Genomic DNA, 22,066 nt, shown 5'->3' with positions numbered 1-22,066 from the left:
CGGCGATACTCCGCGCCGGAGCGTCGAAGCCGCGTGTCTGGTTCGGGACATCGATCGAGGATCGAACCTCCGAAACAGTAACGAGTGGTACAAACATGTTCGAACGCCGGGAGGACGGTGATTCGCGGGAACGCCGCCGCCGACAGGCATGGCTATTCTCGGGAACGACATCGACGACGGCACGCGAGTGGAACCCGAACGGCGGCCGTGGACAACGATTAGGTCCGTGGCGCTCGAACCGTCCCGGGTGAGCCGGATCGATCTCCCGGGGGGCGCGAACGACGAACGCGATGGCGAACGCGCCAGTCACGGCGAGCGTGGCAACCGTGCCAGTCACGGCGAGCGTTCCGAGCGTGGAACTCGCGGCGAGCGCGCCAGCCACGGCGAGATCGAGGCGCTCGCGGCGATCGGTCTCCTCGTCGCCGTTCTCGTCCTCGCGATCGGCGCGGTGGCCGGCCCGGCGTCGATCCCGGGCGCCGACGGTCTCCTCGACGATGGCGCGGACGGCGAGCCCGAGATCCCGAGCGGGAACGGGAACGCGGACGTCGGAACCGAGGATGACGGCGTCGCCTCCGGGCACCGGACGCGGGTGACGGTGATCGAGGTCGTCGACGGCGACACGATGCACGTGCGACTCCCGGACGGCTCGCGGGACACGATCCGGCTCCTCGGGGTCGACACGCCCGAGGTCGGCGACGGGAACGTCGATCCCGCCGAGTGGGAGGGGATCCCCGACGACGAGGCGGGCCGCACCTGGCTCGCGGCGTGGGGCGATCGAGCGAGCGTCCACGCAGAAACGCGGCTCGCGGGCGAGGACGTCTACGTCGAGACGGATCCGACCGCCGACTACCGCGGCAGCTACGACCGGCTGCTCGTCTACGTCTACCGAAACGAGTCGGCCCGGACGTCGTTCAACCGGCGGCTGATCGACGAGGGATACGCGCGCCTCTACGAGAGCGAGTTCGAGCGGCGGTCAGCCTACCGATCGGCGGAGACGGCGGCGAGGGAGGACGGGGTCGGGGCGTGGGGCTACGAGGAGGGCGCCTGGACCGACGGCGGGCGCGTCGTTGATGGAGCGGGAGCCACGAGCGAGGGCGGGCTCGCGGTCGTCGCGATCCACGCCGACGCGGAGGGGAACGACCACGAGAACCGCAACGGCGAGTACGTGACCCTCGAGAACCGCGGGACGGACCCGATCGCGTTGGGCGGGTGGACCCTCTCGGATGCGGCCGGAAACGCGTACTCGTTCCCGGACGGGTTCGAACTCGAACCCGGCGACCACGTGACCGTCTACACGGGCGACGGGGCCGACACCGACACGGAGCTGTACTGGGGTTCGGATCGCGCGGTCTGGAACAACGACGGCGACACCGTGATCGTCCGGTCCGCGGACGGCACGACCCGCATCGAGTACGCGTATTGACGGCCGTCCTCGAGGTCGGCTCTCCGGGACCACCTCTCCGCCTTCTCACGCCTCGACGTCGACGAGCCGCATGAGCGGGTAGCCGTCCGCCATCTCCATGCGGGTTCGGACGACGACGTCATCGCGGACGATCCGCATCGAGACGTCCATGAGCGACCCCGTGAGTTCGGTGTAGCCGTTCTCGTGGTCGATCGCCTCGTGGACGCGGTCGTCGTGGATCGTGACGGTCACCGACTCGCAGTAGGGCTGGTTCTCTATCGCCTCGGCCATCCCGCGCTCGAGGCTGCGCGTGCTCGCGGGGCTCACTGGCGTGCCCGCGAACTGGTGGTAGAGCGATCCGAACTTGATCCCGGCCTCGAAGCAGGCCTCCTGGGCGTCGGTCGGCGCGTCCCCGGCGTGGGCGTCCGTGGGCATGTCCCGGAGGGTGGATCGCCGGGAGGTTATAGCCGCCGATCGGGGTGAATCGCCGGTACACGTAAACCGGATCCGACCGTGGGTCCGGTATGGCAGCGAAGTCGGCGTATCGCGACCGGCCGGAGGTGGAGGTGGAGATCCTCGATGCGCTCGTCGATCGTGGCGATGAGGGAATGACCGTCTTCGAGCTTCGCGCCGCCGTCGACGCCGACATCGACCGGATCGAGGAGGCGTTGAGCAACCTGAAGGACGACGGGCTGATCACCGTCGATCAGGCCGAGACTCGCCTGCGGATGTATCCCCACGACCGCGTCGTTCCCGACCCGACGGAGGATCACGACGAGCACGGACTGGTGGAGCGCATCCGATCGAAGCTCGGGCTGTGAGCCCGTCCCCGGTTCTCGGCCCGCCGGCTCCCGATTCGTCGGATCGTCGTCGCATCCAGCGGGCTTTTGTCTCTGCCGCGACTCCGGATCGGTATGACGCTGGTCAGTGACGCGCACGCCGACCACGGGGCCACCTTCGTCGAGCGCGGCGGACGGGAGGTCGTCGACCACTACGGTCGTCCCCATAGCGTCGGGCGTGCGGTCCGAAACGGGGTCGGGGCGATCGAGATGGGTTACGGGATCGCGGTCGTGAGCGGGGACGACCGCGTCGAGTTCGTCGACAACGCGGTCTCGAACCGCGTCCCCGAGTCGGACGGCGAGGGGGTCTACGCGCTGTTGCTCGACCCGCAGGGCGGGATCGAGACGGACATGTACGTCTACAACGCCGGGGAGCGACTGCTCGTGTTCACCCCGCCGGACCGGGTCGCCCCCCTCGTCGACGACTGGCTCGGGAAGGTGTTCATCCAGGACGTCGAGGTTCGCGACGCCTCCGAGGAGTTCGGCGTCTTCGGCGTTCACGGCCCCACGGCGACGGAGAAGATCGCCTCGGTGCTCAACGGCGCGGGTTCGCCCGAGCCCGCGCTCTCGTTCGTTCGAGGGACGATGGTCGACTCCGGCGTGACCGTGGTCGCGAGCGACGCCCCGCTCGGCGAGGAGGGCTACGAGGTCGTCTGTGCCGCCGAGGACGCCCCCCGCGTGTTCGACACCCTCCTCACTCGGGGGCTGAACGCGGCCCCGTTCGGCTACCGGACCTGGGACGCGTTGAGCGCGGAGGCCGGCACGCCGCTCTTCGAGTACGAGCTGGCGGGTCGGGTTCCGAACGTGGCAGGGATCCGCAACGCGCTCGACTTCGACAAGGGCTGTTACGTCGGCCAGGAGGTCGTCTCCCGCGTCGAGAACCAGGGGCGGCCGAGCCGCCGGCTGATCGGCGTTTCCCTCCCCGGAGACGCCGCCGCCCGCCCGACCACGGGCGCCGCGATCGTCGACGGGGACGCGGCGATCGGCGAGCTCACGCGCGTGGTCGAGAGCCCGACGAGCGGTGGGCCGATCGCCCTCGGATACGTGGAGTACGACGCGACCGCTCCCGGGTCATCGCTCTCCGTTCGCGCCGACGGTGACGACGTCCCGGCGACACGGGTCGAACTTCTCTTCGAGGCGGGAAGCGCCGAATCGGCGCGACTCCCGAGCTATCCCGAGTGAGGGCGGGCCGATCGGCGTTCTCGATCGAGTGAGATCGCGCCGATCGCCGCTCCGGCCGAATGAGGTCCGTCGGACGCCGCTCCGGAGGGGTATATTGATTATCCTGGATCCCGTGTGTCTACCGGATGTCTGCATCTTCGCGGGTGGAGACGGGGATCGACGGGCTCGATCGAGTGCTCTCGGGGGGACTCCGAACGGGACGTTCCTACATGCTTCGCGGCGGTCCGGGCACGGGTAAGACCATCCTCGGACTCCACTTTCTGACCAGCGGTGCCGAGGCCGACGAGTCGACGCTGTTCGTGAACTTCGAGGAGCCGACCGACCGGCTCCGCGAGAACGCGTCCTCCCTCGGGTTCGACCTCTCGGACGTCGAGTTCCTCGATCTGACCCCCGACGACGACGCGTTCACGGAGGAACGCACCTACGGGCTGTTCGGCCCGGAGGAGACCGAGGCGGGGCGCGTGGCCGAGGAGATCGAGGACGCGGTCGATCGGACAGATCCCGACCGCGTCTTCGTCGATCCGCTCACCCAGTTCCGCCAGCTCGTCAGCGACGACCGGGCGTTCAGACGCGAGGCCACCGCGTTCATGCAGTATCTGACCGACGCGGGGGCGACGGTCCTCTTTACGACCCAGTCGACGCCGAACCGGTCCGTAGACGACCTGGAGTACCTCTGTGACGGCAGCGTTCGGCTCTCGTACGCCGAGACGGGCCGGACGATCGAGGTGACGAAGTTCCGTGGCTCCGACTTCCAATCGGGCGCGCACACGGTGCGAATCACGGACGAGGGGATGTGCGTCTACCCCCGTCTCGCCCCGGAGATCCACTCGAGGGAGTTCACCGCCGAAACCGTCTCGTCGGGCGTTTCGGAGCTCGACGCGCTCCTCTCGGGCGGGATCGAGCGCGGTACGGTCTCCGTGATCTCGGGCCCCAGCGGCGTCGGCAAGACGACGACCGGGTCCCACTTCATGAAGGAGGCGGCCGCACGCGGGGAGCGGTCGGCGATCTACATGTTCGAGGAGTCGATGGCCACCTTCCTCCACCGCTCGCGGTCGATCGGCGTCCCGATCGACGAGATGATCGACGAGGGGTCGCTCGCGATCGAGGAGATCGAGCCGCTTTCCGTCTCGCCCGACGAGTTCGCGGCGCAGGTGCGAACGGAGGTCGAAGAGCGGGACGCGCGCGTCGTGATGCTCGACGGGATCTCGGGGTATCGCCTCTCGCTTCGCGGGGAGTCGGACGACCTCGTCCGCGAGCTGCACGCGCTCTGTCGGTACCTGCGGAACATGGGCGTCACCGTGATCCTCGTCGACGACGTCGGGACCGTGACCGGCGAGTTCACGCCGACGAGCTCGAAGATCAGCTACCTCGCCGACAACATCCTCTTTTTGCGCTACATCGAGGTGTCGGGCGAGCTGCGGAAGGCCGCCGGCGTGTTGAAGAAACGCGCGAGCGACTTCGAGCGGACGCTCCGCGAGTTCGAGATCACGAACGACGGGCTCGTTCTCGGGGAACCGCTTTCGGGACTGCGTGGCATCCTCACGGGCACGCCCGAGTTCGTCCACGAGGAGCGGACCGGCACCGTTGGGGAGACCGACGTCGACGCCGAGGGTAACCGACCGACCTGAGCACATGAGCAACCACGAGGCGTCGAACGGATCGGGGGGCGACGAGACGGCACCAGCCGGGGGTCCGTCGGGTCGCAATCGCCGTCCGGACGACCCCATCCAACGGCGAGGCGATCCCTCCGAGTCCCCGTGGATCGCTCGTCCGGCGGTCGATGCCGTCGACGGGGGCGTGACGCTCGGAGAGCGCGAGGAGAACGACGGCCGCGACCCCCGTACCCGGATCGCGTATTGTCTGACCCGCGAGGGGCACGAGCGGCTTCTCGTCTCCTGGCTCGAGGAGCGCGGGTACGAACCGGTTCGGCTCGGCTCGGCCGAGATGGAGGCGGCGCGGTTCGATCTGTGTATCGTCGATCGCCGGACGCTCGGGGAGGTCGCCGACGTCCTCACGGAGCGGCAGCGCCGTTCGAGCGTGCTGCTTCCGACGCTGCTTCTCACCTCCGAGGACACCGGCGAGGCGCTCGCCGCCCTGCCCGCGGAGCTGGCCGCGGTCGTCACCGACGTGGTCTCGACCCCGCTTCGAACGCCGATCCTGAAGCGGCGCCTCGAGGGCGCACTCCGGACGCGCCGGCTCTCGCGGGAGCTCGCGGGGAGTCGCGAGCGGTACCGGCGGCTCCTCGAGCACACGCCGGCGGCGGTGTTTCTGGTCCGCGACGGCCGGATCGAGTACGTGAACGCAGCCGGGGAGCGGACGCTCGGCGTTCGAGACGGCGACGTCCAGGGCGAACGGTTCGTGTCATTCGTCGACGAGGCGGACCGCGATCGGGTCGCCTCGATCGTGGAGTCGGTGGCGCCGGGTGCCGCCATCGAGTTCGTCGACGCTTCCCTCCGGCGAAACGAGTACGCGATCCCGGCCGAACTCGCCATCGCCCGGATCGACGACGAGGGCGGCGACACCGTCCAGATACTCGCCCACGACATCTCGCGGCGTCAGGCACGCGAGGAGCAGCTCAAGCTGTACAGGCGGGCGATGGACGCCGCGACGGTCGGCATCTCGATCACGAATCCCTCGCTTCCGGACAACCCGCTCATCTACGTCAACGACGAGTTCGAGCGTCTCACCGGCTACTCCCGCGACGAACTGCTCGGCCGAAACCCGCGGGTCCTGCAGACGGAGAACACCGACCCGGAGACGGTCGACCGACTGCGGGAAGCGATCGACGCCGGCGAGCCGGTCTCCGTGGAGATCCGAAACGGCCGGCCCGACGGTACGGAGTGGCACAACCAGCTCGACATCACGCCGATCGAGGGCGACGACGGCGAGGTGGAGTACTTCCTCGGGTTCCAACGCGACGTCAGCGACCGCCACGAGCGCGAACAGCGCCTGGCGGTGCTCGATCGGGTGCTTCGCCACGACCTGCGCAACCGGCTCAACCTCGTCACGGGCCACGCGGCGGAGATCGGGGCCGGAAACGGCGATCCCGCGGAACACGCGGCGGCGATCACCCGGGCGGCGGACAGCCTCATCTCGCTTGCCGACGCCGCTCGACGGTTTCGCTCGGCGATGCGGAACGCCGACGTGGCCGAACAGGTCCGGATCGACCACCTGATCACGGAGGTGGTGGACGCCGTCGAGGAACGACAACCCGACGTTCACATCGACTGCGATCTCCGGACCGCGGCGGTGCGATCGAACGGAAGCCTGAAACTCGCGATCGAGGAGCTCCTCTCGAACGCCATCGAGCACGCCGGCGCGGATGCGACGATCGAGGTGCTCCTCGAACGGGCGGGCGATGACGTGCTCGTCCACGTCGTCGACGACGGTCCCGGGATCCCGGTCGGCGAGCGAAACGCCCTCGAGGGAACCGCGGAGACGCCGACCGACCACGACTCGGGGATGGGTCTCTGGCTCGTCCGCTGGGCCGTCGAGGCGATCGACGGAGCAGTCTCCTACGTCCCGAACGAACCACGCGGCTCGATCGTCACGCTTCACGTTCCGATCGTCGAGGAGTCCGACGCCTCCGCGATCGAATAGGACGCGGGGCTGCCAGTTGGCTCCACACCTTCCCTACCGAAGGAGTCGGCGGAACTGCTCGCGGGAGAAGAACGAGGAGGGCCGATCCATGTGGACGCCGATCTCCCCGGAGAGCGCGCGGAGCCCGACGTGCTGGACCGGTTCGGGAAGCGAGTAGCAGGCGCGGACCAGCTTGCCGAGCCGGATCTCACGCGCGAGCCGATCGCGCCAGGCCGACTCGTAGTCGGCGAGCGTCGTCGGGTCGTCCGGTTCGATCCGGTCTGCGGCGGCGTCCGCGGCGGTCATCCCGTAGAGGATCCCGCCGCCGGTGAACGGCTTCGTCTGGGCGGCCGCGTCGCCGATCAGGAACGCGCGATCGCTCGTGACCGTCCCCGGCGGGCCGATCGGGATCGCTCCCGAGCAGAAGCGGTCGGTCTCGACGCCGTAGGCGTCGGTGAGGGCGTCGAACATGTCCGTCACGTCCGCGCTCGGGGGCGCCGCGAGGCCGTACTCGACCCCGGCGTTCCCGCGGGGGATCCGCCACGCGAAGAATCTCGGAGCCGTGAGGTGGACGTCGACGAAGTCGCCGTCGTCCGGCTCCGAGTCGAACGCGAGCACGCCGTGGAGCGTCTCCTCGGGCTCCGGCAGATCGAGCGATCGCCGCACGCGCGAGACGGGACCGTCACAGCCGGCGACCATCCGGGCCTCGATCGTCTCGGTGCCGCCCCCCGCGCTCTCGGCGACCGAGACCTCGAGGACGACCCGGTCGGCGCGCTCGTCGATCCCCGTGACGGTGTGGCCCTCCCGGACGTCCGCGCCGGCCTCGCGGGCGCAATCGGAGAGGGTGCGATCGAGCTCGACGCGGTCGATCACGTTCGAGACCGCCTCGCGCTTGTAGAAGGGATACGAACGCGACCCCGGACCGCCGACGTGAAACCGCGCGCCGCGGACGCGGTTCTGTCGGAGATTCGGCTTCGCGTCGTCCGGGACGTACTCCCAGATGTCCGTGGAGACGTGGCCGGAACACGCGAGCGGGGTACCGACCTCGCCCTTCTCGAGGGCGACGACGTCGTGGCCGGCCTCGGCGGCCCGGCGAGCGAACCGCGCGCCGGCGGGGCCGACGCCGACCACGGCGAAGTCGTACATGTCAGAACGGGAGTACCCGGCGTTGAAAGGGCTTTCCCGTCGGGGCGCCTCCCCGACCATTCGCGTTCGTGTCGTTCGGCGAGTCTGCGTTCGGATCGGTCGACGAGGGCGGTTCGAGTTGCCCGGCGAGGTCGCGGACGACCGCCGTCCTGCGTGGTCCGATCGCACGCCACACCCCGAGACGAACCGCTGAAGTAGCCGGATCGCCTACGCGCCGGTAGTGTCAACGCAGCTCGCCGACGTCGAAACGCTGTTCCTCCACGAGGCGCGGGGCCACTACGTCGTCGCCGCGGTCCGCGACGGCTCGCGCGTGTTCCGAGGGCGCCTGGAGCTGAAGGACACCGACGCCGGCCCGCGTCCGGGCAAGTTCCACGCGGTCCGCGGTGACGACGCCGAGCCGCGCCGCCCCGAGGAGTTCGTCGAGCTGGCGCGCGGCGCCTCGCGGATACGGATCTCCCAACAGACCTCCCCGGAGGGACGCAAGCGACTCCGCGCCGCCCTCGACGGGTACCAGCTCGAGGCGGCGGTCGTGCGGACCTGTCGTCGGTGTGCGGCCGAGGGGCGCTACTCGCCGATCACGGGAGAGACGGCGATCGCCCACAACGACGAGCACATCTGTCCCGAGTGTGCGAAACGCGAGCTCGACCGCGAGCTGTCCTTCGCGAGCGGCGCCGGCGGGACGAACGGCGGCGGGTTCACGAGCGCGGCCGAGGACCGCCTTGAGGAGCTTCTCATGGAGGTCCAGGACCTCGACCGGATCGCGAACCTGCTTTCGGGCGGGCTCGATCCCGACCTGACGAAGTACGACGAGGTGTCCGCGACCGTCGACGACGTGAGTCCCGTCCGGACGGCGGACCTCGACCTCCACCCGGAGCTGGCCGAGCGCACCCGCGACCGATTCGACGAGCTGCTTCCCGTCCAGAGCCTCTCCGTGCGGAACGGACTCCTGGATGGCCGCGACCAGCTCGTGGTGAGTGCCACGGCGACGGGCAAGACGCTCGTCGGCGAGCTGGCCGGCATCGATCGGGCGCTTTCGGGCGACGGCAAGCTCCTCTTTCTCGTCCCGCTCGTCGCGCTCGCCAACCAGAAACACGAGGACCTCCGCGACCGGTACGGCGACGTCCTCGACGTCACGATCCGGGTCGGATCCTCGCGGATCGACGACGACGGAACCCGGTTCGACCCGAACGCCGACGTGATCGTCGGGACCTACGAGGGGATCGACCACGCGCTGCGGACGGGCAAGGATCTCGGCGACGTCGGGACGGTCGTGATCGACGAGGTGCACACGCTGAAGGAGGGCGAGCGCGGCCACCGCCTCGACGGGCTCATCTCGCGGCTGAAGTACTACAGCGAGCGGCGCGCCGCCGAGCGTGCGGGCTACGACGGCGCCCAGTGGGTCTACCTGTCGGCGACGGTCGGCAACCCCGAGTGGCTCGCCGGCGAGCTCGAGGCCACGCTCATCGAGTTCGAGGAACGACCCGTCCCGATCGAACGCCACGTCACCTTCGCGGACGGCCGCGAGAAGACGCGGATCGCGAACAAGCTCGTCAAACGCGAGTTCGACCGGGAGTCCTCGAAGGGGTACCGCGGCCAGACGATCGTCTTCACCAACTCCCGGCGGCGCTGTCACGAGATCAGCCGGAAGCTCGAGTACGCCTCGGCGCCCTACCACGCCGGCCTCGAGTACGGCCGCCGCAAGCAGGTCGAACGGCAGTTCCTCGATCAGGACCTCTCCGCGGTCGTCACCACGGCCGCGCTCGCGGCCGGCGTCGACTTCCCCGCCTCGCAGGTGATCTTCGACTCGCTGGCGATGGGGATCGAGTGGCTCTCAGTCCAGGAGTTCTCCCAGATGCTCGGGCGGGCGGGCCGGCCGGACTACCACGACCGCGGCACCGTCTACCTGCTCGTCGAGCCCGACTGCACCTACCACAACTCGATGGAGCGGACCGAGGACGAGGTGGCGTTCACCCTCCTGAAAGGCGAGATGGAGGACGTCGCGACGCTGTACGACGAGACCGCCGCCGTCGAGGAGACGCTCGCGAACGTCACCGTCGCCGGCAAGCAGGCCAAACGGCTCAACGACCGGATGATCGGCGACGTTCCCACCAAACACGCCGTCGGCAAGCTGCTGGAGTGGGAGTTCATCGAGGGGTTCGAGCCGACCCCGCTCGGCCGGGGGATCACCCGGCACTTCCTCTCCCCGGACGAGGCGTTCTTCATCCTGAACGGGATCCGAAACGGGACGGACCCCTACGACCTCGTCGCGGAGCTGGAGCTTCGCGAGGACGACGATCGGTAGACCAAACCGGACGCCGATCGGGCGGGCGACCGGCGGTCGAGGTGGTCGAATCCCGCACGAACGAAACCCTTTAGCGGGCCATCCGGGTAGTAGGAGGTACGGGGCCGTGGGGTAGTGGTATCCTCGCTGCCTTGGGTGCAGTGGATCTGAGTTCGATTCTCAGCGGCCCCATTGCGTCACTCGTGGTTATCACACACAACCTGTCTCAGTTCTTTGTACAGCTCCGGGTGATGGTTTTTGAGTAGCTCTACGTCCGTTCCCAGTTCGTCTTCTATCCTGTTTCTGATTCGTGAAACCGTCTGATATCGTTTCGATCCGGGTGTGTCCGATTGAAGATGTTCTCGCTCTGTCTCGGTGAGTAGAGCCCGTGTGCGCGCCATGTGTTCTCTATATTTCCACCTGATATCTGCTTGGTGTTCTTCTCAATAGACATCTGCACATATGCAAATGTTAAGGTGGTAGAAACCAAACCAGATGACGCGACACGAACCATATGGAATCACACAGACGCGGAGACCTTACCGAGCAGATCGTTATTACCGAACTCAAAAGGCGGTGTATTAGCGTTTCGACCCCGATCGGGGACAACGAACGTTATGATGTCGTCCTTGAGCAGCCAAGTGGTAATTTGCTACGGGCACAGATCAAAACAGGACGTCTAAAAGACGGTGTAATTCGATTCAAGGGTGTTAGTCAACATACCAATTCTTCAGGACACGTTTATCAGCGATATGGAGACGATGTCGACTGTTTTCTAGTTTACTGTTATGAAACGGAACAAACGTATTTCATCGATTCTGCTGAGGTCGGGACGTCGATGTATCTCCGTGTTGATTCGCCTCGACAAGACACTAATCAGATCAACTGGGCAAAGGAATACCGTCTTGACGACCAATGGCCTCTCGAAAACCAAGAACAGGAACTGTCCGCTGTTTCCGTTGCTGTCGATGCTTTGCGAGAGACGGACGAATCAATTTTCACCGATCCTACCGGAGATGACTCCCGGACCGTCCTATTTGTTGACTCACACGAAAAGATTCGCTCTGTCGGTATCGAGACTGGATGGCTCATAGATGGTCGTATCCGGTTCGTACCGCGTCAGTCCCACGATCACTATCTCGTCTACTGTGCTGAACTGGAACGACTACTCGCGGTCAACGCAAATGATTTTGACCGGTCGATCTCTTTCCGGCCCGCCAATACGAGTCGTTCTTTCGCTCGTTCAAATTCAGTAGAGGCGTACGCCTTTGAAAACAACTGGCCGCCAGAGATCGATCCGGTTCCTCCGATTAGCTCAATTGAACCGCTCTCACGTCTTGCAGACCGGTTGGGAGAACACGGAACTGAACCGTCGATCGTTCCTGGTCGAAATAATAGAACGCTCGTCGTTTCTCATAACGAGTCGGAGTATCGGGTACGTGTCGCCTCGACATGGATCGAGAACGGATCATTGCGGTTCGACGCCGACGGAGATGCTGTCGATTATTACGCTCTTGAACATCCCGAAGATGATACGTTCTTTCTGGTTCCGGACGAGGCCTTCAGCAACTCCATCTCACTCCGAGTTGAACCTCCCGAAATAGCCAACCCGCAGATTAATTACGCTGATCGATTTCGCCTCGACCGGATGTGGCCTCCCTAGATCGAACTGACGCTTCTTCTCCGTCCCTTCCCGGTTCGGGGTCGCCGTCGCCAATGTCCGCTCCGTCGATCAGACTCGTTACACCCGGCCGAAGGCGGATTGATACTGATCACTTTTGATGCGGTGTGACGGCCAACCACGCCTTGCTTGCACCCGTTCCCCCGCGCCGGGTTTCGAAATCCTTTTGTCCGGAATGGGCTTTGGTTCGGGTGCGAGCCGCCTTAGCTCAGACTGGGAGAGCACTCGACTGAAGATCGAGCTGTCCCCGGTTCAAATCCGGGAGGCGGCATCCGGCTTCTACACGATTTTCATTCGAGTAGTTTTCGCACTCGAGTGAAGATCGAGCTGTCCCCGTTCCCGCGAGCGTAGCGAGCGGGAAGTCGAAAGACGAGTGAAGCGAGTCTTTCGGAAGTTCACAATCCGGGAGGCGGCATTAATCTCACAGTTCAACGCTGACGAGTACCACCTTCAGGACGGCGTGAGGAGATCATCCATCTCTGCGAGACTCCATAGCGACCAGCGTTCGTCGAGTTGATCTTCGAGTCCCTCGACGAACCCGCTCTTTGCGAACAGCGCGAAGCGCTCCTCCCGCTCATCCGGCCCCCATCTAACGTTCCCCGCTTTTGTCTGTAGCTCCTCGACGAGTGCCGTCCCGACTGGATCCGATGTCCACTTGCACTCGGCGAACAGGATCCGATCGTCGTTCGGTGCGAGACCGACGATATCGATCTCCTCTTCCCCGTACCACCAGCGGCCGACCTCCGAGTACGGCTCGAACTTGCCGCGTCGAATTCCTTCCCACACGGCCTCCTGGCACACGTCCTCGAACGTGGTGGCGACGTGCGTCGGGAGATCCGGAGCGATCGTTCCATCGTACACGATGTCCGGTGCTTCCTCGATGCTGGAACGGTTCGGCTCGACGTACCGGAACCAGAACCGGAGGAACCCGTCAGCGACGCGGTACCGCGACCGCTTGGACTTCTTCCCGGACGCTGTCACGGGAACTTCCCGATCGATCAGTCGGAGCTGCCGCAACGTCTGCAAATACTTCGATAACGGACCGACATCGATTCCCGTCGCTCCCGAGATCTCGTTCGGCGTCGTGTGCCCCAGCGCAACCGCTTCGAGAATACTCATGTACCGGGCGGGATTTCGGAGCTCGGTTCGAAGCAAAAACTCCGGCTCGGTGTACAGTACTGCTGACGGCGATAGCACCTGCGACCGGACGTTGTCCGCGAGCGATCGTCCGTAATCGAACAGCGTGAGATACATCGGCGTTCCGCCGGTGATCGCGTAGGATCGAATCGCGTCTACCGTCTCGTAGTCGATGACCTCACGGGCCTGCTGAAACGAGAACGGCCGCACGTCGAGTTGCCCCGTGCGGCGACCGTACAACGGACTCTCGTGGCCGAGTACCTCCGATTCCATCGTACTCACGCTTGATCCACAGAGAATCAGCATCGAATCGGTTTCCTGGAGTTGTTCATCGACGACTCCCTGTACGTAGGATGGTACCGAGTCGTTCTCCGCGACGAGGTACGGGAACTCGTCGATGACGACCACAACTGCCTCGGACTGGAGTTTCTCCCCGAGGTAGTCGAAGGCCTCGTCCCACCCGTCGATCCGTGGGGTGCGATCGTCGAAGAACGCTGCAACCTGATCGATGAACTTCTCGCGCTGCCGGTGTTCGGCTTCCTGTGCCGCGAGAAAGTAAATATGCGGCCGATCAGTACAGAACTGCTTCAGCAACTCCGTCTTGCCGACACGCCGACGCCCGTAGACGACGAATACGTCCGAACCGGGCGACTCAAACGCGTCTGAAAGCGCAGTAAGCTCCTCTCCCCGATCATAGAAAGTCATACTTTGAATAATGATTACTGCGATAATGACTTATACGTTCTGGCGCGGCTCCTCACCTCGCCCTGAGGTCCGGAACGGTGACGCTACGTGCCGGATCCACGCCTACCCGGACGGGTTCGAGGCCGAGGACACGGACGAGCCCCATCACCAGAAGTCACGGACTTCTGGTTAGCAGCCGGAACTCGAAGAATTCCGGCGACACCCTCAACGAGTGAACCCGTCAGGATGAGCGAAGTGGGGTGGGGTAGTTCACTCCCGTCCCGCCAAAACGCCTAACTCGACGACGGAAAATGGCGGAGACATGGTCGAGGGCGAGACCGAGCAGGCACAGGGGGAGGAGGTACGAGCGGAGCGACGATCGGAATACGGCTCGGACTGGCAGCGGTGGACCGACGATCGGGGGCCGTTCTACCGATCGTGTGCCGTCCCTCCCGTCGACGATCGAACCGAGACGCCGGCCGAAGGCGAGCGGCCGGCGGTGCAGTTCACGACGGGGATCACGCGAGCGGTGCTTCGAAACCTTCCGGTGGCGTTGCTCGCCGTCCTGGCGGTGTACGTTCCGACGACGATCGTCCAGTACGGCCGGTCCGGCCGCCTCGCGGTTTCGGTCCCCTCGATCGGAGTCTCGACGGCGATCGTGGCCGTGCCGGGGCTGTTGGTCGGCGGCCTGTGGTTGTACCTGCTCTACCGGCTGTTCGGATCGCGATTTCGCGGCTCGACGGTCCACCGCAGCGTCGTGTTCTTCGCGACCGCGATCCCGCTTGCGGCCGGAACGGTCCACGCGGCCTACGTCGCGTGGACGAACGCGGGGACGGGGGCAGACCCGGCGGCCACGGTGCAGGCGGGCTACTTCCTGTTCGTGTTGGTCGCCGGCCACCTCGTCTACGACGGGCTCGCGCTTCGCACCGAGAACCTCCTCGCGAACCTCGGTTCGACGACGATCGTCGATCGCGAGACTTACGAGGCGTTCTACGACGACCTCACGGAGACGCTCGGAGACACGATCTCGTTCGGTCCGGTGGAACTCCCGGAGTCGGTGACGTTCGCGGTGGTGGTCGCGCTCGTTCCGATCCTGTTGCCCATGCTCATCACGCCGTGGAGTTGGGTCGGGACGCTCTCGTATGCGGCCTACTCGCTCGTGACGCTGTTCGTCGTCGCCGTCCTCTATGACGTCTTCATGCTCGTCTATGCGTTCACGGAGCTGCTGCGGAGCGACGCGTTGAGCTACCAGCCGTTCCACCCGGACGAACACGGCGGGTTTCGCGACCTGGGTCGGTTCGCGACGCGGGTGAACGCGATCCTGCTCGTCGCGGGCGGATACGTCGCCTACCGCTTCTACGCGGAGGGGATCTTGAACCTCCCCGACGGCGGCCTCGGCGGCCCGCTCGTCGCCGTGACCTGGGTCGTGTTGTACCTCGGACCGGTCGCGGCCTACGTCTTCTTGGTCCTCTTTTGGCTCTATCACTCCTTCTGGCGGCTTCATCGCCGGATGGAAGAGGGCCGGCGCGAACGGATGGAGGAGCTACAGCGCGCCGCGAGAGCGCAAGCCGGCGAGGACGCGGACGGTCACACCGAACTCGAGACGGACGTCCCCGCCTGGGAGTCGCTGCAGTCCGCTCCGACCTGGCCGATCAAACGCCAGAGCCTCTTCGGGATCATCGTCGTCGATGCGGTTCCGGTGATCGCGACGTTCGTGCTCTGACCCGCAGGTCGGCACCAATCGAGACCGACGCCGTCGCCGGGTGTCGGTTGTGACGCCCGTCGAGCTGCCGTCGTCGCCGGGCGTCACTCCCCGAACGCTCGTTCGGTAAACCCCCGAAGGTCGCGGTTGAACCGCTCCGGAACCTCGAGGAACGGCGAGTGACCGACGCCCTCGTAGATGATGACCTCGGCGTCGGCCACGAGGTCGGCGTGGCGCCTCGCGGCGGCGGGCAGGACGACCCGGTCGGCCGCACCGTGGAGGAACAGGGCGGGAACGTCCAACTCTCGGATGACGTCCTCGTGGGCGCCGGTTCTCGCCTGCAGGGCCTCGCGGACCCGCGGCGGACAGCGGGCGTTGATCCCGAGCAGGAGGTGGCGCTCGCGGGCGGAAAGGGGCGTTTCCGTACAGATGTCGAGGAACTCGAGGAGGGAATCGACGCTCTCCTCGGCGTCGCGCGTCTCGAGGTTCTCGAGCATCGCCGCGAATTCCGGCCCGGCAACTTCGGAGGCCGCGTCGGTTCCCTTCTCCGTGATGGCGCCGACGAAGGCCGCCCCGGACACGTCCTCCGTCCCCTCGATCGAGAGGTAGTCGGCGAGCACCAGCCCGCCGTAGGACCACCCGACTACGACCGGATCCTGGGGGGCGAACTCCTCGATCACCGCCCGGACGTCGGCCGCCCACAGCCTCGGATCGCGGTAGCGCTCGTCGCCCTCCGGCTTCCCGGAGTCGCCGTGTCCACGCAGGTCCGGCGCGACGAGGCGGAGGTCCTCGACGAGGTCGCTCTCGAACTGCCGGAACCAGGAGAGCCGCGACTGCGAGTAGCCGTGGATCAAGACCACCGGCGGGGCGTCGACCGGACCCGCCGTATCGACACGTAGCTCCGTTCCCCCGCCGCCGACGACCGTGTGGGACTCCATGTCGCGGAATCGGAACACTGCGGTAAATAGGTTGGCGAGGTGGACCGGGTCGGTGAGCCACGAAGCGGCGCGAAGACGCTCCGGCACTCAGGCCGCGGCGATCAGCTGGTCGGCGCCGTAATCGAGGAGGTACGGGATGATCAGTCCGACGACCACGCTCGTCACACGCTGCATCGAGACCGGATACTCGTGCATCTGTTTGGCCACGTTCAGGTTCATGAAGTGGTTCATGTACTCCCTCGAGACGTCCGGCGACTGCGGGTTGACCTCTGGAAAGGTGGTTCCCGTTCCCTCGAGGTCGGCGACGTCGGTGGCGATCGCGTGTAGCCGCGCGTCCTTCTGGTTGGCCATGAACCAGTGGAGGGCGAAGACGGGGTAGAAGAACAACAGCACGCCGACGAGCGTCCCGACGGCGAGATAGAGGGTGTCGACCGCGACGAGTTCGGCGTTCCCGCTCATCGCGCCGGTCCGGATCCCGGTCACGATCGTGATGAGCGTATAGAGGATCAAGCCGATCACGTACCGGTGGCCGCTCGTCTCGATCAATTGCCCGACCGGCCGGAGTCCGCCGTATCCCGAGACGTCCTCGAAGTCGAGGAGGCGCTCGTTCCGGATCCGGGCCGGAAGCGTGAGGTGGACGTTGATCACGACCGCGAGGAACTCGGCGAGGATCGGGTAGTAGACGAACGGGATGATGACGAAGAACGCGAGCCCGCCGGCGATCGGCCCCATCGCGGACAACACGAACTCGACGTTCCCGAGCCCGAAGAGGTAGACGGCGTGCAAGAGGAGTCCGCAGGCGAGCAGTCCCCGACGAAGCCGCGGCGGCGCCGGGTTGGTCTCCCAGGCCGAGGATTCCTCGGCGGCGGAGCCCCAGACGCCGGCGAGGGCCGCCGCGTCGATCCGTCGAAGAGCCCGGTCGACGAAATCGAGGTCCGCGGAGTCCACGTCGTCCACCGTCCCGTGGGTAGCGACGTCGCGTGCGATCCGCCGGTACCGTCTTGCGAGCGTCGTCGCGGTGGACGCGGCGAGCAACAGCCCGGCGACCTCGAGGAAGTTCCCGGCGAGCGCGATCGGCGTCGCCTGTACGACGCCGACCGCCAGTCCGACGAGATGATCGATCGCCCAGACGATCGTGACGAACAGGTGGGCGGCGAAGCGCCGCATTCGAAGCCGGTCCGAAAGCGCGGCCACGCCGGTCCGATCGGCGTACCGTTCGATCCACAGCATCGTTCCGGAATCGGTCGATCCTCCGACCATGGATCGGACGTACGCGTTCTCTTTGAAGAAGGTACCGGCGGCGAGGGGAAACCGACGTCGCGAGAACCCCGCCGGAGACGGTGACCTTCAAGTCGCAGGGACGTGAGGTGGCGAACGATGGGGGACCCGGACCACGCCGACCTCGACGAACACGACGATCTCGAGGAGCACGGTGATCTCGACGATCCAAACGGTGATGCGGACGAGGAGACGCCGAGCGAGCTCGACGAGTCGGTTCGCAAGGCGGTCGAGCGGTCGCGAATGGGTGCCCCGGCGGTCGGCGAGGCGGTTCGAGACCGCTTTTCGGCCGACGAGGTCTTCCAGCGGATCGTCGCCGCGGCCGACGAGGAGGTCACCTCGAGCGGCCGCGAGCTGTTCTTCAGCGGCATCGCGGCGGGGTTCGCGATCAGCATCACCTTCCTGTTGTACGCCTCCGCGTCCGCGGCCACGGACCACCCGATCGTCGGCGCGGTGTTGTACCCGCTCGGGTTCATCTACATCATCATCGGCGGCTACCAGCTGTACACGGAGAACACGCTGCCGCCGGTCGCGTTGACCCTCGAGCGGCTCGCGAGCCTGCCGACGCTGCTTCGCCACTGGAGCATCGTCCTCGCCGGGAACTTCCTCGGCGGCGCGGCCGGGACGGCGGCGCTCGCATACGGGAACGTCTTCGATCCGGCGGCCGCGGAGAAGGCGCTCGAGTTGAGCCGACACGGCGCCTTCGAGACGCCGTGGTGGTCGCTGTTCTCGAAGGCCGTCTTCGCCGGGCTCATCGTCGCCGGCGTCGTCTGGGTCGGCTTCAGCGCGCGCGACACCGTCTCCCGGATCGTCGTCACCTACCTCGCCTTCCTCGCGATCCCGATCGGCGGGCTCTTTCACGTCGTCGTCTCCTTTTCGGAGGCGTTCTACCTCGTGTTGCACGGCGAGCTCGCGATCGCGTCCGGTCTCGTCGGGTTCGTCCTGCCGGTCCTCCTGGGTAACACCCTCGGCGGCGTGACGCTCGTCACCCTCGTCAACTACTTCCAGACGAGCGAGGACCGCCTCGAGTCCGCGCGGTTCGAGGGGATCGAACGTCGGCTCACCCCCCGCGAGTGGGCCTTCGGTCGACTGTCCGGGCGGTCGTACGTTCCGATGCTCGATCCCACGGAACAGGGGCTCTCCAGCGAGGGAACCTACCGGGTCATGGTCCCGATCGCCAACCCGCGGACCGAAGCGGATCTGGTTCGTCTGGCGAGCACGCTCGCGAGCGCACACGAGGACGCGATCGTCCACGCCGTCCACGTGATACAGACGCCCGGACGGCGACCCGGAGATCCGGGGCGGCGTCAACGCGAGCGCATAATGGAGGAGTCCGACCGGCTGATGGAGCCGCTCCGGGACGTCGCGGCCGACTACGACGCCGGGCTGCGGACCTCGATGGTGATCACGAACCGCTCGTTCGAGGAGGTGTTCAACGCCGCCCGTCGGACCGACCCCGACCTCGTGGTGATGGGGTGGGACGACGACCGGCTGTGGAGCGACGCCCGGGCTGAACGCCCCCTCACCGAGCTCACGAGCCGGCTGCCGAGCGACTTCCTCGTCGTGAAGGACCGCGGGCTCGACCTCTCGCGGGTCCTCGTTGCGACCGCGGGGGGGCCGAACTCCGAGCTCGGCGCCGAGGTCGCCGAGATGATCGAAACGGTCGCGGGCGCGGCGGTGTCGCTGTTGCACGTGGTCGACGACCCGGCGGAACGCGAGGCGGGCGAGACGTTCCTCTCCGAGTGGGCGCTCGATCAGGGGCTGCCCGACGCCGAGCGAATCGTCGACGACTCCGGCGACGTGGAGGCCGCGATCGAGCGTGAGGCCGGCGAGAACACCGTCCTCGTGCTCGGCGCGACCGAGCGGGGATTGCTCTCGCGCCTCCTCACCGACTCGCTGCACATGGAGGTCGTGAACGACGTCGACTGCTCGGTGCTTCTCACGGAGCGTCCCGGCGAGCGTTCGCTTCGAGATCGGATCCTCGGGTGAGGCGCGGGCGGCCCGGCGCCTCGAGAAAGGTACTTACCGCCGCATCGAGAACGGACGCGACGAGATGGACGACGCCCAGGCGCTCGACGAGATCGTTCACGAGCCGAGCCGGGAGTTCGTGGAGTCGACGAACGTCCACGCGTTCATGCGCGAACACGGGATGGACGACCACGAGGAGCTGATCGCGCGGACGACCCGCGAGGTGCCGGGCGAGCCGGACTCGGGGGTCGACTGGTTCTGGGACGAGATGGTCGACTACCTGGGCGTCGACTTCGAGACGGACTACGAGGCGGTCCGCGACGACTCCGACGGACCGCAGTTCTCGCGGTGGTACCCCGGCGGCGAGATCAACGTCGCCCACAACGTCCTCGATCGCCACGCCGCCGTCGACTCGCCGAACCGAAACCGGGTCGCGCTGATCTGGGAGGGCGAGCCGGGCGACGTCCGCGAGATCACCTACCACGAGCTGTATCGCCAAAGCAACCGCGTCGCAAACTACCTCGAGTCGGTCGGTATCGGCGCCGGCGACACCGTCGCGTTGTACATGCCGATGGTCCCGGAGGTGACCGCCATCCTCTACGGCTGTTTCAAGGTCGGCGCCATCGCCGTGCCGATCTTCTCCGGGTTCGGCACCGAGGCGACCGCGACGCGGATCGCGGACTCGGAGGCGAGCGTGCTGTTCACCGGCGACGGGTTCTACCGCCGGGGAAGCCCGATCCGGCTGAAGGCCGATGCCGACGCCGCGATCGAGGCGGCGGGCCACGTCGAGCACACCGTGGTCTACGACCGCCTCGGCGAGACCCCGGCGGGGAGCGGCGAGGGTGCCGATGGATCGGGGACGGACGCCGGGGCCGAAGCGAGAGCGAGGACGGACGCGGAGATCCCCTGGAACGACCGGCGCGACGCCACCTGGGCGGCGGCGATCGAGACCCGGGATCCCGAACACGATACGCCGGCATTCCCGTCGGAACACGAGGCCATGCTGTTGTACTCCTCGGGGACGACCGGCACGCCGAAGGGCATCGTCCAGACCCACGCCGGATCGCTCATGCAGTGTGCGAAGGAGGTGTACTTCGGGTTCGACCACAAGGACCACGACCGGTTCTTCTGGGTCTCCGACATCGGCTGGATGATGGGCCCGTGGTCGCTCATCGGCAACCACGCCTTCGGCGGCACGGTGTTCATGTACGAGGGCGCCCCCGATCACCCGGAGCCGGACCGGTTCTGGGAGATGATCGACCGCCACGGCATCTCGACGTTCGGGATCTCCCCGACGGCGATCCGGGCGCTTCGGAAGCACGGCGACGAGTGGCTCGAGGGGCACGACCTCTCCTCGCTGCGGCTGCTCGGGTCGACCGGCGAGCCGTGGGATCCGGAGTCGTGGCGGTGGTTCTATGACCGGGTCGGCGGCGGGGAGGCGCCGATCATCAACATCTCGGGCGGCACGGAGATCTGCGGGTGCTTTTTGATGCCGATGCCGACCCGGCCGCTCAAGCCGTGTACCCTCGGCGGGCCGGGCCTCGGGATGGCGATCGACATCGTGGACTCCGAGGGGAACTCCGTCCGCGAGTCGAACGAGCGGGGCTACCTCGTCGCGCGCGACTCGTGTCCCTCGATGACGAAGAGCCTCTGGTCGGGCGACGAGCGGTACCTCGAGGAGTACTGGTCGACCTTCGAGGACCTCTGGGACCACGGCGACTTCGCCCAACAGGACGAGGACGGCTTCTGGTTCCTCCACGGGCGCGCCGACGACGCGCTCAACGTGGCGGGCCGGAAGGTCGGTCCCGCGGAGATCGAGAGCGTGCTCATCGACCACGACGCGGTCAACCGCGCCGCGGTGGTGGGCGTCCCCGACGAGACGACCGGCACCGCCGTCGTCGCCTACGTCGTCCTCGAGGACGGCGTCGAGGCGAGCGACGAGATCCGCGAGGAGCTTCGCGAACTCGTCGGTCGCGAGCACGGCAAGCCCTTCACCCCGCGTGAACTCGCCTTCGTCGAGGAGTTCCCCAAGACCCAGTCCGGGAAGATCGTCCGGCGGGCGATCGCCGCCGCCCACCGCGGGGAGGACCCCGGCGACCTCTCCTCGCTCGAGAACCCGGAGGCGCTCGAGGAGATCCGCGACGCGCGGTGAGCGGCCGGACGACGCGAATTCTTGCCGGCGTCGCGGACGCGATCGCGGTGGTACTCGAGGGTCGCCCCGAACGCACCGGCCTCCGGACGGAGACGGG

At 66.8% G+C, this 22,066-nt stretch carries 15 protein-coding genes and 2 tRNA genes; 12 read left to right on the top strand and 5 right to left on the bottom strand.

All coding sequences use genetic code 11. The annotated features are described in order from the left end of the window. The first annotated feature begins 247 nt into the window (after positions 1-247). The gene (locus ACZ5YD_RS09570; RefSeq protein ID WP_379801168.1) at positions 248-1,423 is read left to right on the top strand and encodes a lamin tail domain-containing protein; all 1,176 of its coding nucleotides are present in this window, start codon (positions 248-250) and stop codon (positions 1,421-1,423) included. Between the two features lie 45 nt (positions 1,424-1,468). On the opposite strand, the gene ACZ5YD_RS09565 is transcribed toward ACZ5YD_RS09570, so the two are convergent. Continuing rightward, a complete protein-coding gene (locus ACZ5YD_RS09565; protein ID WP_379742918.1) occupies positions 1,469-1,837 on the bottom strand; it encodes a dihydroneopterin aldolase family protein in 369 nt (122 codons plus the stop codon). Between the two features lie 89 nt (positions 1,838-1,926). Here ACZ5YD_RS09565 and ACZ5YD_RS09560 point away from each other — a divergent pair, with 89 nt between their 5' ends. From ACZ5YD_RS09560 to ACZ5YD_RS09545, 4 genes are all read left to right on the top strand, one after another. After that, positions 1,927-2,223 (top strand): DUF6432 family protein, encoded by a 297-nt coding sequence (locus ACZ5YD_RS09560; RefSeq protein WP_379742916.1) that lies wholly within the window; start codon positions 1,927-1,929, stop codon positions 2,221-2,223. A gap of 93 nt (positions 2,224-2,316) precedes the next feature. Beyond that, a complete protein-coding gene (gene ygfZ / locus ACZ5YD_RS09555; RefSeq protein WP_379742914.1) occupies positions 2,317-3,423 on the top strand; it encodes a CAF17-like 4Fe-4S cluster assembly/insertion protein YgfZ in 1,107 nt (368 codons plus the stop codon). 125 nt (positions 3,424-3,548) lie between these two features. Further along, entirely contained in the window at positions 3,549-5,051 is a 1,503-nt protein-coding gene (locus ACZ5YD_RS09550; protein ID WP_379742910.1) for an ATPase domain-containing protein, read from the top strand. A 4-nt stretch (positions 5,052-5,055) separates the two neighbouring features. After that, positions 5,056-7,023, top strand: coding sequence for a PAS domain S-box protein (locus ACZ5YD_RS09545; protein WP_379742908.1), 1,968 nt, complete (start codon positions 5,056-5,058; stop codon positions 7,021-7,023). A gap of 33 nt (positions 7,024-7,056) precedes the next feature. Here ACZ5YD_RS09545 and ACZ5YD_RS09540 read toward each other — a convergent pair whose 3' ends face one another. Continuing rightward, complete coding sequence (locus tag ACZ5YD_RS09540) at positions 7,057-8,148, bottom strand: geranylgeranyl reductase family protein (RefSeq protein WP_379742905.1); 1,092 nt, start codon at positions 8,146-8,148, stop codon at positions 7,057-7,059. Between the two features lie 220 nt (positions 8,149-8,368). Between ACZ5YD_RS09540 and ACZ5YD_RS09535 the strand changes: the two genes are divergently transcribed. The 4 genes from ACZ5YD_RS09535 to ACZ5YD_RS09520 all read left to right on the top strand — a co-directional run bounded on the left by ACZ5YD_RS09535 (position 8,369) and on the right by ACZ5YD_RS09520 (position 12,381). Beyond that, a complete protein-coding gene (locus ACZ5YD_RS09535) occupies positions 8,369-10,450 on the top strand; it encodes a DEAD/DEAH box helicase (RefSeq protein WP_379742902.1) in 2,082 nt (693 codons plus the stop codon). A 100-nt stretch (positions 10,451-10,550) separates the two neighbouring features. Beyond that, positions 10,551-10,621, top strand: a tRNA-Pro gene (locus tag ACZ5YD_RS09530). 322 nt (positions 10,622-10,943) lie between these two features. Further along, on the top strand, positions 10,944-12,092 hold the full coding sequence (locus ACZ5YD_RS09525; protein WP_379742899.1) for a group I intron-associated PD-(D/E)XK endonuclease: 1,149 nt from the start codon (positions 10,944-10,946) through the stop codon (positions 12,090-12,092). Positions 12,093-12,307: 215 nt separating this feature from the next. Continuing rightward, positions 12,308-12,381 (top strand) — tRNA-Phe (locus ACZ5YD_RS09520). 179 nt (positions 12,382-12,560) lie between these two features. On the opposite strand, the gene ACZ5YD_RS09515 is transcribed toward ACZ5YD_RS09520, so the two are convergent. Beyond that, a complete protein-coding gene (locus ACZ5YD_RS09515; protein ID WP_379742896.1) occupies positions 12,561-13,952 on the bottom strand; it encodes an ATP-binding protein in 1,392 nt (463 codons plus the stop codon). 301 nt (positions 13,953-14,253) lie between these two features. Between ACZ5YD_RS09515 and ACZ5YD_RS09510 the strand changes: the two genes are divergently transcribed. Beyond that, positions 14,254-15,654: a hypothetical protein gene (locus ACZ5YD_RS09510; RefSeq protein WP_379742894.1), complete on the top strand. Its 1,401-nt coding sequence runs from the start codon at positions 14,254-14,256 to the stop codon at positions 15,652-15,654. 83 nt (positions 15,655-15,737) lie between these two features. Here the strand turns inward: ACZ5YD_RS09510 and ACZ5YD_RS09505 are convergent, their stop codons facing one another. Together ACZ5YD_RS09505 and ACZ5YD_RS09500 are read right to left on the bottom strand one after the other, a co-directional pair. Continuing rightward, positions 15,738-16,571: an alpha/beta fold hydrolase gene (locus ACZ5YD_RS09505; protein WP_379742891.1), complete on the bottom strand. Its 834-nt coding sequence runs from the start codon at positions 16,569-16,571 to the stop codon at positions 15,738-15,740. An 87-nt stretch (positions 16,572-16,658) separates the two neighbouring features. Next, positions 16,659-17,831, bottom strand: a complete 1,173-nt coding sequence (locus ACZ5YD_RS09500) for a hypothetical protein (RefSeq protein WP_379742888.1) — start codon at positions 17,829-17,831, stop codon at positions 16,659-16,661. 117 nt (positions 17,832-17,948) lie between these two features. On the opposite strand from ACZ5YD_RS09500, the gene ACZ5YD_RS09495 reads away from it, so the two are divergent. Further along, the gene (locus ACZ5YD_RS09495) at positions 17,949-19,838 is read left to right on the top strand and encodes a formate/nitrite transporter family protein (RefSeq protein ID WP_379742885.1); all 1,890 of its coding nucleotides are present in this window, start codon (positions 17,949-17,951) and stop codon (positions 19,836-19,838) included. Positions 19,839-19,902: 64 nt separating this feature from the next. Beyond that, positions 19,903-21,969, top strand: a complete 2,067-nt coding sequence (locus ACZ5YD_RS09490) for an AMP-binding protein (RefSeq protein ID WP_379742882.1) — start codon at positions 19,903-19,905, stop codon at positions 21,967-21,969. Positions 21,970-22,066 lie beyond the last annotated feature (97 nt).

The sequence above is a fragment of the Halopenitus salinus genome, assembly GCF_055397165.1.
Note: the sequence above shows the minus strand (reverse complement) of the source record. Positions and strands in the feature narration are given on the sequence as shown.

Bases quoted from the DNA above. Each gene is read 5' to 3' on its own strand.
- ACZ5YD_RS09565 (WP_379742918.1), bottom strand. From the start codon at position 1,837: ATGCCCACGGACGCCCACGCCGGGGACGCGCCGACCGACGCCCAGGAG.
- ACZ5YD_RS09560 (WP_379742916.1), top strand. From the start codon at position 1,927: ATGGCAGCGAAGTCGGCGTATCGCGACCGGCCGGAGGTGGAGGTGGAG.
- ygfZ (WP_379742914.1), top strand. From the start codon at position 2,317: ATGACGCTGGTCAGTGACGCGCACGCCGACCACGGGGCCACCTTCGTC.
- ACZ5YD_RS09550 (WP_379742910.1), top strand. From the start codon at position 3,549: ATGTCTGCATCTTCGCGGGTGGAGACGGGGATCGACGGGCTCGATCGA.
- ACZ5YD_RS09545 (WP_379742908.1), top strand. From the start codon at position 5,056: ATGAGCAACCACGAGGCGTCGAACGGATCGGGGGGCGACGAGACGGCA.
- ACZ5YD_RS09540 (WP_379742905.1), bottom strand. From the start codon at position 8,148: ATGTACGACTTCGCCGTGGTCGGCGTCGGCCCCGCCGGCGCGCGGTTC.
- ACZ5YD_RS09525 (WP_379742899.1), top strand. From the start codon at position 10,944: ATGGAATCACACAGACGCGGAGACCTTACCGAGCAGATCGTTATTACC.
- ACZ5YD_RS09515 (WP_379742896.1), bottom strand. From the start codon at position 13,952: ATGACTTTCTATGATCGGGGAGAGGAGCTTACTGCGCTTTCAGACGCG.
- ACZ5YD_RS09510 (WP_379742894.1), top strand. From the start codon at position 14,254: ATGGTCGAGGGCGAGACCGAGCAGGCACAGGGGGAGGAGGTACGAGCG.
- ACZ5YD_RS09505 (WP_379742891.1), bottom strand. From the start codon at position 16,571: ATGGAGTCCCACACGGTCGTCGGCGGCGGGGGAACGGAGCTACGTGTC.
- ACZ5YD_RS09500 (WP_379742888.1), bottom strand. From the start codon at position 17,831: ATGGTCGGAGGATCGACCGATTCCGGAACGATGCTGTGGATCGAACGG.
- ACZ5YD_RS09495 (WP_379742885.1), top strand. From the start codon at position 17,949: ATGGGGGACCCGGACCACGCCGACCTCGACGAACACGACGATCTCGAG.
- ACZ5YD_RS09490 (WP_379742882.1), top strand. From the start codon at position 19,903: ATGGACGACGCCCAGGCGCTCGACGAGATCGTTCACGAGCCGAGCCGG.